Here is a 12,199-nt window from a genome sequence, read left to right on the forward strand (position 1 = left end):
TCTTCACATCTCCAAAACAAATAATCAGCAATTATTCAAATAAAATAGGCCTTCAGAAGCATTTTAGCACAAATTGGGTCAAGGGTACCTTCTGCTACAGGTTGTCTCGTTTGCTCCAGGGGAACATCAGGCTGTAAGGGCGGTCTTCGTCGTTTACAAACATGACGGCTGTAGCCGAAAGCAGCATAAATATGCCCGCTATGACGATGGCATAAATAGCTTCTCCTCCGAACACACGCGTTACCAGCACTCCACCAAACAGCCCGTTTACAATTTGCGGAAATGTGATGAAGAAGTTGAAAATGCCCATGTACACGCCCATTTTTTTAGGAGGTAAAGAACCTGATAAAATAGCGTAAGGCATAGCCAAAATACTCCCCCAGGCAAGCCCGATCCCGATCATGGACAGCACCAGGTACAAGGGGTCTGTAATGAAAAAGATCGACAGCAGGCCTACTCCACCGCAAACCAGCGAGAAGGCATGGGTAATTTTGCGTGTGGTAGCCCTGGCAATGGCCGGCAGTAACAAGGCGTAAATAGCCGAAACCCCATTGTAGATACCAAACAGAATGCCCACCCAGTTGCCGGCATCGGCATAGAGTTCAGAAGAAGTGTCGCCGGGAGGCACCTGGTAAATATGCTGGGCAATAGCAGGAGTGGTAAACACCCACATCGAAAACAGAGCGAACCACGAAAAGAACTGCACCACCCCCAGCTGTATCATGGTAGGCGGCATGTTCCTGAAGTCTTTGAAAATACTGGACAGGCCTCTGCCTTCTTCTTCCAACACTTCGGGCGGATAAAATTTCTCGTACTCTTTGGGCGCATATTCCTTGGTAGTAAAAACCGTCCAGGCCACGGTGCCCAGCATAAAAAATGCTCCTACATAAAACGAGTAAATAACATTGGCAGGCACCTGGCCTTCGGCGGCAGTTTTGGATATTCCCAGGAATTCGGCAAAAAAGTACGGTAGCCACGAACCAATAACCGCTCCCAGCCCGATTAAAAAAGTCTGAATGGAAAAACCGAAGCTGCGTTGTTTGTCGGGCAAGGTTTCGGCTACCAGCGCTCTGAAGGGTTCCATGGCCACATTCATAGAGGCATCCATAATCATGAGCATACCTGCACCCACCAAAATCGGGGGAAGCAGGTAGGCCAGTACCTCGGCATTAGGCATAAACAGCAAAGAAAGGCCTGCCATAACAGCTCCTGCCATAATATAAGGCCTGCGCCTGCCAAGCCCGGTCCAGGTGCGATCGCTGTAGTGGCCAATAATAGGTTGCACCACCATACCCGTTATGGGAGCAGCCAACCAAAACAAAGACAGGCTCTCTACGTCTGCCCCAAAGGTCTGAAGAATGCGGGAGGCGTTGCTGTTTTGCAGCGCAAACCCGAACTGTATCCCCAGAAAACCAAAACTCATGTTCCATATCTGGAAAAACGACAGTTTTGGCTTGTGTAGTAATTTTGGCATGGTGATGATGAAAAGCTGGTGAAGAGGCACCGGCTGTGGCTGACAGGCTCTGACCTGCGCAGGCTACAGCTATACCTTACTTTTGTAAAATGATGGTACTGAAAGCAGGCAGCTGCACAGCCCCGCTACGAACGCTGGCCTCATTATAGGTAAACCTGGTGATTTTGTAATCTTTAAATACATCTGGCAAAGGCACATTAACTGCAGAGCTTCCTACATTGTGCAACACCAGCAAAGCCTCATTTTCGTGCGTTCGGGTAAAGGCTGCTACAGCGGGTTGCTGCAGTTGCAAAGGTTCAATTTTGCCAAAAGTCAGGGCACCGCTGCTGTTTCTGAGGCTGATGAGTTTTTTGTAATGGGTGAGCAACGAATTTTCGTCGGCAGCCTGTACGGCAGCCGGAGCTACGGTTTGCTCGGTCGAGTACTCAGGCATTACCCATTTGGTGCGGCATTTGTCTTTGCTGGCTACATCCCAGAGAAATGGCTCCCGGATTAGCTCGTCTGGCTTTTTGCCTTGCATGCCAATTTCCTCGCCATAGTATAAGTAAGGAGAACCTGGTAGTGTCAGCAGCAGCGCAGCCGCCATTTTAGCCTTGTCCTGGTTGCCGTCTAACTCGCTCATAATGCGGTTCTGGTCGTGGTTGCTCAGGATGGTGGCATCAATAAAATCAGGATTTACGTTGCTGTAATACTCCTGTATACGCGCATGTTTTAGGGCAAGCGAATCGGCTTTTCCTTGCTGCAGTGCTTCTACCATAGCCCAGCTCATCTCAAAATTGAACAAGGCCGGAAGCCCTTTAGTATATGGTGCCACAATTTCGGCTTCGGCCCACACCTCTCCTACCAAATACACATCAGGCTTTATCTTCTGCATCTCCTCCTTAAATTCGATCCACCAGTTGTGGTTATCTTCGGGTCGGTCGTCGGTGAAAATATGGCGTGCGGCATCGAGCCTGAAACCATCTATGCCCATGTCCTCCAGCCAATATTTCCCTATTTTAAACACCTCCTGCCGCAGCCTGGGGCTATCGAAGTTCAGGTCGGGCATGCCGCCGTAGAAGTAGCCATAGTAAAGCGAATCGCTGCCCTCAACGGCATGCCACCGGTTCACGTTGTCGGAGTCACCGGCTATAATCTTGCCTTCGCCTTTGGTTTGCGGATCGTCTTTGTGGGCCCAGACATAATAGTTCCGGTAAGGGCTTTTCGGATCGTTTTTAGAACTCTGGAACCAGGGGTGGTCAACGCCGGAGTGGTTCAGCACCATGTCAATTACAACGCGAATGTTCCGCTTGTGCGCCTCCCGCACAAACTCCCGGAAGTCGTCTTTGGTGCCGTAATCGGGGTGAATGCCGTAGTAGTCGGTTACATCGTATTTGTGATAGCTCGGTGAGGGGCTCATGGGCATCAGCCAAACTCCCTCTACCCCCAGGTCCTGCAGGTAGTCGAGTTTAGAGGTCATGCCCTTAATATCGCCAATGCTGTCGCCATCGGAGTCGCAGAACGACTGTACAAATATCTCGTAGGTAACGCCTCTGGGCCAGTCGCTGACCTTGGCTTGCGGTGAGCCCAGTTTCTCGGAGCTGCTACAGGCGGCGGCAAAGCAAAGAGAGCCGGCAAAAAGAAAGTTGCGTAAAGTGTTTTTTTTCATGATTCTAGTTTCGTTCAGTAGCTATTTCTGTGGGTTGCTTGCGCAGCAGTAAGCAAATTATTCTAATGAAAAGTGCCTTCAGAACAAAAAACTCCTGTTTTCCTTCAAGGGTATCTCTTCCAGCTTTTAATAGATTGATTTTTCAAATTCAATGCTTAACCAGATCAGGCTACAGCACCTGTTTATTTCGGAAATACCAGCAGCAGCACTTTTAAATAAGGCTGCCGCTGATTTTCCAGGTTGAGTAAAAAGATAGAAGATTGTTTATTTTTCGAGGAAAAGGTACTCGCCAGTCAGGTCGTTGAACAGGATGAGATAGGTGCCTGCCGGTATTTGCAGGTTTGGTCTATCCTGTCCGCCAGTGCCGTACAGCGAAGTTGGCTCTCCATTGGCTCCCCAGTTCACCGTCCATCCCGACTGAATTCTGAATTTTAGCTCCGTGTCTGCCTCAAAGGTGTGCTCTTTGCTCCAGAAGTGTGGGTTGTAAGCCGATTTTGCAAGGAGCGGCAGATTATCGCTCCAGCCGTTGAACTCACCAATGATGCCAATAGCAGGGTAAGTAGGAGAACCGGCAGCGCTATATGGCTCTATCGTCAGGCTGTTTTCGCGCAGGCTCAGGGTAACTGTGTAGTAGCCTTCAGCTGGAATAGTAAAGGCCCCTGGATCAGGGTCAGCATCTGTTTCGCGGAACTGCAGGCCATCGCTGCCATCGTTGCCGTACTGAGGTGCCCATTTGCCCGGTTCGCCTAAAAACTTAAGATCGCCAGCCTTAAACCTGCCGGTAAAAGTGTAGATGAACATATCTTCTTCGGAGCGGAACATAGGAGTTGGCTTGCTGTTATCCCACTCGAACTCTGTCGCGGAACCTACCATATATAACGTAGCGAAGGGCGGCTCAGAGAGGTATGAGGTAACGTTCAGGGTAATCGGATCAGAATAAACGGCTTCGAACCTATCTGAAATATCGGCTTTGATACGCACCAGCATGGCAGCAGGCTCAAAGGTAGGCAAGCCAATTTCATTTGCAATTACATTCAATTCGCCCACCGACACCGTTCTAACGGTCTGGTTGTTGAGCACAATGGTTCTGGCACTGGCAAAGGTGGCATCGTCGGGGTGCGCGAACTGGAGCGTGTAACGCACCGCGGCAGCGTAGCCGAAGTTGGAGGTTGTCCAGGTAAAAGTTACGGCATCGCGTGAGCTTTGCGCCTCCTCCAGCACCAGGTTCGACTGGGTGGCAGTAAGTGCAGGTATGGTACCTGTTCTGGCCATGGTCATGTCTTCGTCTTTGTCGCAAGCCCAAAGCGTAAGAGAGCAAACCAGGAGATATAGTATGTGATGTAGCTGCTTTTTCATATAAAATGATTTTTCTTTTCTTGATTGGCTGGCGCGGCACCTGCACCTGGCAGTTGCCGCGCTGCCTTAATTATCTTCTGTAGCCAGGGTTTTGCACCAGGTTCGGGTTAGCTGTTAAGTCGGTAGAAGGAATTGAATAGAGATTTCGATAGCTCTCTACGCCTCTACCCTCTTTTACACCACCTTTCCAGGCCCAGACATAAGTATCGGGTGTGAACCTGTTAAAGCGGATCAGGTCGGTACGTCGGTGGGCCTCCCACTTCAGCTCGCGGGCCCTTTCATCCAGTATGAAATTAAGTGTCATCTGGTTGGCGTTTATGTTACCGGATGCATTACCGTAAGCTCTGGTGCGCAGCTGGTTGATGTACTGCAGAGCTTCTGTGGCACTACCACCAGTACCGCCACGAAGCACAGCCTCTGCATACATCAGGTACACATCTGCCAGCCTGAACATCGGGAAATCGGTATCCGGGTGGTCACCAACTCTGTCAGAACCAGCCTGACCGGTGGAGGTTACGTTTCTGAATTTGATGATCGGGTAACCTTCTGTAAAGGAGAAAACATCCTCGATGTCGAGGTTCTGGCCATCGGTGTAGAAATTGGCCCTGGAGTCGGTGTTGCCGGTAATATCAGAAAACAGCTCTACAATAGAGCGTGTGGTACGTAAGCCGCCCCAGCCGCCATTTATGCCAAAATCTGCTGGCACCATACTACCACCCACCGGCGCGTGCACCAGGTAAGTCATGCCGCCGTAGGTAATGGTGCGGGTTCCGTCAAAAGTAATCGGGAAAATAATTTCTGGAGAGGTGTGGTTATCTGCCAGGAACAGGTGCTCGTATACCGGATCTAAAGTGAAGCCTGCCTCTATAACACGTTTGGCATAAGTTACGGCATCGGTATAGCGGGCCTGGCCTGTGTAAACTTCAGCATTCAGGTAAAGCTTGGTGAGCAGGGTCCAGGCGGCAGCTTTGTCAGCTCGGCCATACTCGTTTTGCCTTGCCTCTGCCAGCTCCGGCTCTATGGCCAGCAACTCCGACTCCACATAGGCAAACAAGGCCGCCCGGTTTGTCTGCTCCGGAAAGAAATTGCCAACTGCGTCTTCTTCTGTCACAAACGGCACATTTCCGAAAAGGTCTATGGCGTGCCAGTAGCTAAGCGCTCTCAGGAAACGGGCTTCGGCTCTGAAGCGCTTTGCCTCTTCGAGGTTAGTTCCGGTAATGCCACGGCTGCTGAGTAAATCGTCTGTCGTCTCGCGGATGAACTCGTTGGTGAGCGCTACCTGGTAGTAAATACGGTTATAAATTACCCGGATAAATTCGTTTGCCGGAGTCCAGTCCATTTCGTGCAGGTCGCGCAGGTTTCCGTCGTTCCAGGCTATAACGGCCTCATCGGTGGGCAGTTCCTGGGCCTGCCAGTACTGGCGCAGGTAATTCGAGAAATTCTCATCTATTCCCAGAATATCGGGGCGTCCGGTCGGGCCCTGCTGGCCGTTGGTGGCGTAGCCGGCGTAAAGTTTGGCCAGAATAGGCTTATAGTTGCTAAAATCGGTGTATACAACAGAAGACACAACTCCTACCTTCGGCTCAATATCGAGGTTATGGTCGCAGGCAGCTGTAAAGGTTAAAAAGCCGGCCAGTGCGAGGTTTCTTATCAATTTAATATTCATGGTTGTTCAGGTTAAAAAGATTAGAGTTCGAAGTTCAGGCCAAGTGCAAACACCCGCGGTCTGGGGTAAAAATTGTTGTCGATGCCACTCGGAATCTCCGGATCAAGTCCTCTGTACTTCGTTATAACAAAGGCATTCTGGATGTTGGCCGATAAGCGCAACCCGGCTTTGTCGTTTAAGATGCGGCCAAAGTTGTAGCCAAAGCTGATGTTCTCCATGCGCAGGAAAGAGGCATTCTCCATGTAATAATCGGAGAACAGCTGGAAATCCTGAAATTGGGTTTCCTCTACGTTTCTGGATACGTTGGTGAGGTAGTTAGAGAAAGAGAAGGCTCTGTAAGCTGCGTTGTTGGAGAACACGTTGTTGTACATGTAGTTGCCCACGTTGCCGCGCATTACAAAACTAAAATTGAAGTTCCCGTAGGTTAGCTGTGAATTGAAACCGAAGAAAGCGGTAGGGTTCGGAGCTTTGTAACGGTACCTGTCACTTTCGGTAATAACACCGTCTCCGTTCAGGTCTGCGTAAACTCCTTCCAGAGGTCTTCCTGCCGCATCATATACCTGCTTATAAACGTAATAGCTGAATGGCGCATAACCCACTGAATGAATCTGGATGTTGTTGCCTACTCCACCTGCTATGCCACCTACAAAGTAGCCTTCAAAGTTAGGGTCTTCTACCCGGCTCAGGTTCGTAATCTCGATTTTGTTGAAGGTTCCGTTTATGCCAATATCCCAGGTCAGTTTTTCGGTGCTGATGGCGGTGAAGTTAATAGCTGCCTCCAGACCTTTGGTTTCGATATTCCCTACGTTCGTGATCAGCTCGTTTGTGAGGTTGGTACCGGCCGGTACTGCTACCTGCGCCAGCAGGTCTTTCGTCTTTTTATGGAAATAATCAATAGTACCTGTAATGCGGTTGTTCATGAATCCGTAATCCAGACCGGCATTGTAGGTTACAGTCTCTTCCCATTTAATGCCGGTGTCGTATCCTTCAGGGCGTAGGGTGTTGTACCAGGTGTTGCCGAACTGGTAGGCTGCTCTGCTGTCGCCGGGAGTGTAGTTGGGCAGGTATGGGAACACATTGCGCTCACCTATGTCCTGCTGACCTGTTACACCATAGCCTGCCCGCAGTTTCAGGTCCGAAACAGCTTTCGATTCTCTTAAAAAGGCTTCTTCGCTGATTCTCCAGGCAAAGGCCAGCGACGGGAAAGTACCCCACCTGTTCTCCGGGCTGAACCTGGAGGAACCATCGCGACGAATAGTGGCTGTAAAAATGTAGCGGTCCAGGAGGGCGTAGTTTACCCTGCCAAAGAAAGACTTCAGGCGGAAGTAAGGCAATGCCGGATTGCCTGCCTCAGCGAGTACATCATCTGCCAGGTTAACGACATCATAAGACGGCTCGTTAATGGAAAACTCCTGGAAAGAATAACCGGCTGTTACATCTACCCGGCTGCTGATAGCGGAGATATCTTTTACGTAGTTCAGGTAAAAGTCAACCAGTTCATTTCTTTTCTCCTGTGAGTATCTTGATAAACGGCCACCCTCAAAGGCATTTGGCGCAAAATCGGCCGCAAAGCGAGTAAAGCCCTCTGCGTTGGTGCGGTCGAAACCCAGGTTCAGGTTCGCTTTCAGGTCAGGAAGGAAATGGAAGCGGTAGTCGAGCTGCAGGTTACCAATCGCTCTTTTCACCTCGCCTTCGTCGTCGCGCTGGTTCAGCATGCTGAGCGGGTTTCGGGTAGCTAAGGTGTTAAAATTGCCGCTGGGCTCTGTCCATTGGTAATAGCCGCCAAAGTTGTTGTCGGCATAGACTGGTTTGGTAGGGTCAAAAGCAACGGCGGCACCAATGGCACCATGGTCGGCAAAACGGCTCTTAGTCTGGGCACCTTTCAGGTTCAGGTTTACGCGCAGGTGGTCGTCGAAGAACGAAGGGTTCAGGTTTATGGTAGCAGAACCACGCTGAAAGTTATCGCGCAATAGCACACCCTGCTGGTTCAGATAGCCCAACGACACGCGATACGGCAGGTCAATTTCTTTTATAGAGCCGCTAAACCCGATGTTGTTGTCGGTGGTATAGGCTTTGCGGTAAATCAGGTCCTGCCAATCGGTACTGGCCGTTCCAAGCAGCGCTTTCTGGGCTTCGGTACCACGTTCGTTAACTACCGCCCTAAATTCGTCGGCTGACAATACATCCACTTTATCTCCTACAACAGAGAGCGTATGCATGGTACTGAAGTTGAGCTTCATTTTCTGCCCCGACTGTCCTTTTTTGGTTGTGATGATAATAACCCCGTTAGATGCCCTGGAACCATAAATAGCTGTGGCAGAAGCATCTTTCAGGATATTGAAGGTTTCGATATCGTTCGGGTTCAGGAAACTCAGCGGGTTTGCTGTACCTGACACAGTGGAGTTGTCGAGTGGCACGCCATCTATCACAATCAGGGGTTCGTTGTTGGCGTTAAGCGAAGCACCTCCTCTTATCCGGATGCGGCTACCTGCTCCTGGGGCACCACCGTTAGAGGTAATCTGCACACCGGCCACTTTACCGCTTATCAGTTGCTCAGGGGTGGTGATCTGGCCCTGCACAAAATCCTCTTCCGAAATGGCAGTTACAGCTCCTGTTATATCGCTCTTGCGTTGCGTACCATAACCCACTACCACTACCTCTCCGAGCGCTTTAGAGTCGGTGGCGAGCACTACTGGTATGGAGGTGCGGTTATTTATCTGAACCTCCTGGGTTTGAAATCCGATATAAGAGAAAACTAAGGTACCATTCCCATCAGGTACCTGCAGCGCAAAATTCCCTTCCATATCAGTAGGCGAGGCAGTAGTAGTGCCTTTTAATAGCACAGTTACACCTGGCAACCCAAATCCGTTCTCGTCCTGAACCTTACCTGTTACTGTCAGGCTGCCCTGGGCCATGGCCGAAACCGAGAAGAGCAGGAACGCCAAAAGCAAAGGGAGCAGCGCAAGCTTTTCCTTCTGAACAAGCCTGGCGCAGAAGGAGACTTGTATGCTTGGCAGGGCCTGCTGCAGCCGATTCGTTATACGTTTATTCATTTTGAAATCTTTTTAGAGTGAATTTACTTTTGCTGTACTAGTTTAAATAATATGAAGACCTATCGAGGGTGGCACTGATGTGGCAAAAACGGCCATACCAGAACAAGGATTGGATTAGCTTTCGGCAAAAGCTGTTTGCTGTTCTGCCTATTCAGGAAAGGTGCTTACGGTAGAAGATGTAGGTGTAGCTGTAACGTGTGTTGTGTAGAATACCTCATAGTATGGTTTTTAGGTTTTGTTGATAATACTTTTCAGGTTTATGTAATTCTGCTTTGTAAATGGCCTCTCTCTATACAGGGCTGCAAATATTTGCTTCTGTTTAATATTAGATTGTTGTAAAGACACTGCCACAGCAGAACTAACAATCGTATGTTTACACAAATTTGTAGCTCCTACGAGGCAACTTCAACAATTGTATATAAAGTGTAGAAAATATTTACCTTTCAAGCATAGTAACATGCTGTTTTTCAATTTGTTACAAATACATCAGCACCTTAAAAAAGTAGGTTCAAAGTAAGGTGTTTTCAGGCACATTTAGTAACAAACATTCGTGCATATCAGCGGCTGGAGGTTAATGCCAGAACTACGTAGTAAAGAAGGTAATGCTCTACCCTCTCTGGCAGCACCTTGGCAGTAAGTTATGGCAGGTGAAGTTTGTATTTGCAGAGGCATAGTTCTATTCTTCAAATTGGAGGAACACTATTTAAATATGCTAACTCCCTGGCCAACCCTTGACTCTTTTTGTCAGAAAAGTCTTTGGAAGGCTGTTTTCATTCAGATAATTTAAATCGGTATGAAACCTCTTTGATTTGTAGTTCAGCTCGTACCACTCTGCCAATGTAAAAGATTAATGTAAGCTAGAACCATCAGTAATGGCTAATGACTTTACAGTTTAAGGTAGCATTGTTACTGCTACAGCTATAATAGCGGCAGTTACTTCTTGTATAGCTTGCTTTATTATTCTGCTTTACTTACTACCATAGTAAAACCTTTAAGCTGTGCTATGGCAGTAAGTAAAGAATAGCTACTCCGTCCGCGCCTATTGGTGAAAACACACAGCAGGGGCGTATGGGCCAGTCTGGTGCGGGTATTAAAACGCTTTTATTTCCATTATCCGTTTTTCGAACTCTTCGTTTGGCAGAATGGAGCGGTTGCGGACCTTGGTTTTGTAGTTGTAGATGGTGCTAACTGAGTACTCTAATATGCGGGCAATCTGCTCGTGGTCGTGAATGCCGATCCGGAGCAGGGCAAAAATCCGGAGTTCTATGTTTAGCGATTCGTTGTCTTTGATGGTGATTCTGTCTTCTTCGTTGAAATACGAATTGAACACCGGGACAAAATTTGGGAAAAGCTTAATAAAAATCTTGTCGAAGCTCAGGTACAGGGCCTCCCGTTCCTTTTTAAGGTTTATCGACTTCATCACATGGTTTATCTCATCGAATTTGCGGGCCATGAGCTTCTTGTCGATCGATTTCTTGAACTTCTCTATTTTATCGAGGTAATCGGAGTAAACGTTAAAGGAGTGGCCAATGTATTCTTCTTTTATTTTGTTGGCCTCCATTAGGCGCTCATTCATTTCCTGCAGGTTGTTGTTTGCCTCTGTAACTGTTCGTTTTGCCTCGCGCAATTGGCTCAGCTGCCTGAAAATAATGATGGTAAACAAAATAACCAGCACCGACAGCAGCGTTACCGCAATGGCATACACAAAAAGTGTACGCCGTTGCCCCTCTACGGTTGCCAGCCTCTCTCCTTCTATAATCGGTAAAATGGCCGCCACCTGAATTTTGCGCTGGCGGGCACCATAGAACGTGGCATCGTGCAGGGCTTGCTTTATGTAATCATAGGCCAGTGTTTCTTCTCCGTTATTATAAAGGTACTCGGCCAGTGTCATAAGCGCCATTGCTTCTGTTGTAGATGATTTTATATCGGCTATGGCAGCCCGGGTCATAAACTCAATGGCTTTATCGGTTTTGCCAGTTTCCTTATAGGCAACAGCCAGCGACGCGGCCGCAATGGCGAAATCGTGCTCCGAGAGCTCAAACTTGTCTAAAATAAGATGAAAGATGCGTTTTGCTTTTTCGAAGTTTTGCTCCTTCAGCAGCTTTAGACCCACCAGGGAGTAGTATTCCAGGCTATTTTTTTCGCTGAGCACCAGGGCCGAGTCCATGAGCATATTGCCTTGGCTAATGTAGCGCTCGGCAAAATAATTGTCCATGTTATAAGAAGCCAGGTCGTAGTAGGCTCTGGCTTTGAGGCCGTAGTAATCGATTTTCATGCTATCGGGTGCACCAGCCAGATTAATAGCGTTAAGCGAATCGAGCGTTTCTTTAAACATGCCTGATGAGAGCATGGTGAAGCTGAGTTTCAGGTTGGCATAGGTGGTGTGGGTGGGGTCGGGTAATTTGTGGGCTATTTCCTGCAGTTTCAGGGCGTAGGTAAAAGCCGAATCGAACTTAAAAGAACGATACTCAAAGTAAAGCTTGTTGTAGAGGTTAAACTTCTCCTCCTGAGTCAGGTTGTCGTCGGCCAGCTCGTTTTTCAGGTTTTCGATCCGCTTATCGGTTTTGTTTATGTACGTTTCCCGGTTTGCGATTACATGGCTCAGTTCTGCAAGCAAACTATCGGGCGCTGACATTGAAAAGACTGAAGGAGAACACAAAAGCAATAGAAACACTAGCAACAAGCTCCAGCTTTTCATAGCACGATCTGGTTATTGAATATTATAAAACTCCCGAAGATATATTTACTTGCCCTTATCTCAAAGCAAACCGGCCCTGTATCTGAAGAAAGAGCCACTTCTGGTGTAAATCCTTCATAATTTTCTTTTCCGCCAGAAGTGCAGGGACTGTAAAAACAGCGAGACCAGAACAAATGTTTGGAAGTAGAAATAATGGAGTTTAAAGATTTTCAACCCTTGATGTTAAAAGCTTAGTAACGCGAGTTTTGGGTTTAATTAATTGTAAATCAGTAGTTAAGACACAAAAAACAAGACAGCGCCAAAA

Annotated in this window: 6 protein-coding genes; all 6 read right to left on the reverse strand. The window is 48.2% G+C overall.

Annotated features, from left to right (window positions below; genetic code table 11):
- Positions 1-94: 94 nt before the first annotated feature.
- A complete protein-coding gene (locus FVR03_RS11105; protein WP_147921823.1) occupies positions 95-1,474 on the reverse strand; it encodes an MFS transporter in 1,380 nt (459 codons plus the stop codon).
- Positions 1,475-1,550: 76 nt separating this feature from the next.
- The gene (locus FVR03_RS11110; protein WP_147921824.1) at positions 1,551-3,122 is read right to left on the reverse strand and encodes an alpha-amylase family glycosyl hydrolase; all 1,572 of its coding nucleotides are present in this window, start codon (positions 3,120-3,122) and stop codon (positions 1,551-1,553) included.
- A gap of 264 nt (positions 3,123-3,386) precedes the next feature.
- The gene (locus tag FVR03_RS11115) at positions 3,387-4,478 is read right to left on the reverse strand and encodes a SusE domain-containing protein (RefSeq protein ID WP_147921825.1); all 1,092 of its coding nucleotides are present in this window, start codon (positions 4,476-4,478) and stop codon (positions 3,387-3,389) included.
- A gap of 70 nt (positions 4,479-4,548) precedes the next feature.
- Positions 4,549-6,144, reverse strand: coding sequence for a RagB/SusD family nutrient uptake outer membrane protein (locus FVR03_RS11120; RefSeq protein WP_147921826.1), 1,596 nt, complete (start codon positions 6,142-6,144; stop codon positions 4,549-4,551).
- A gap of 20 nt (positions 6,145-6,164) precedes the next feature.
- Positions 6,165-9,197, reverse strand: a complete 3,033-nt coding sequence (locus FVR03_RS11125; protein WP_147921827.1) for a SusC/RagA family TonB-linked outer membrane protein — start codon at positions 9,195-9,197, stop codon at positions 6,165-6,167.
- Positions 9,198-10,287: 1,090 nt separating this feature from the next.
- Positions 10,288-11,832: a SusR family glycan utilization regulator gene (gene susR / locus FVR03_RS11130; RefSeq protein WP_147921828.1), complete on the reverse strand. Its 1,545-nt coding sequence runs from the start codon at positions 11,830-11,832 to the stop codon at positions 10,288-10,290.
- Positions 11,833-12,199: the final 367 nt, after the last annotated feature.

This window comes from Pontibacter qinzhouensis, assembly GCF_008017455.1.
Classification (GTDB): domain Bacteria; phylum Bacteroidota; class Bacteroidia; order Cytophagales; family Hymenobacteraceae; genus Pontibacter; species Pontibacter qinzhouensis.

Bases quoted from the DNA above. Each gene is read 5' to 3' on its own strand.
- FVR03_RS11105 (WP_147921823.1), bottom strand. From the start codon at position 1,474: ATGCCAAAATTACTACACAAGCCAAAACTGTCGTTTTTCCAGATATGG.
- FVR03_RS11110 (WP_147921824.1), bottom strand. From the start codon at position 3,122: ATGAAAAAAAACACTTTACGCAACTTTCTTTTTGCCGGCTCTCTTTGC.
- FVR03_RS11115 (WP_147921825.1), bottom strand. From the start codon at position 4,478: ATGAAAAAGCAGCTACATCACATACTATATCTCCTGGTTTGCTCTCTT.
- FVR03_RS11120 (WP_147921826.1), bottom strand. From the start codon at position 6,144: ATGAATATTAAATTGATAAGAAACCTCGCACTGGCCGGCTTTTTAACC.
- FVR03_RS11125 (WP_147921827.1), bottom strand. From the start codon at position 9,197: ATGAATAAACGTATAACGAATCGGCTGCAGCAGGCCCTGCCAAGCATA.
- susR (WP_147921828.1), bottom strand. From the start codon at position 11,832: ATGTCAGCGCCCGATAGTTTGCTTGCAGAACTGAGCCATGTAATCGCA.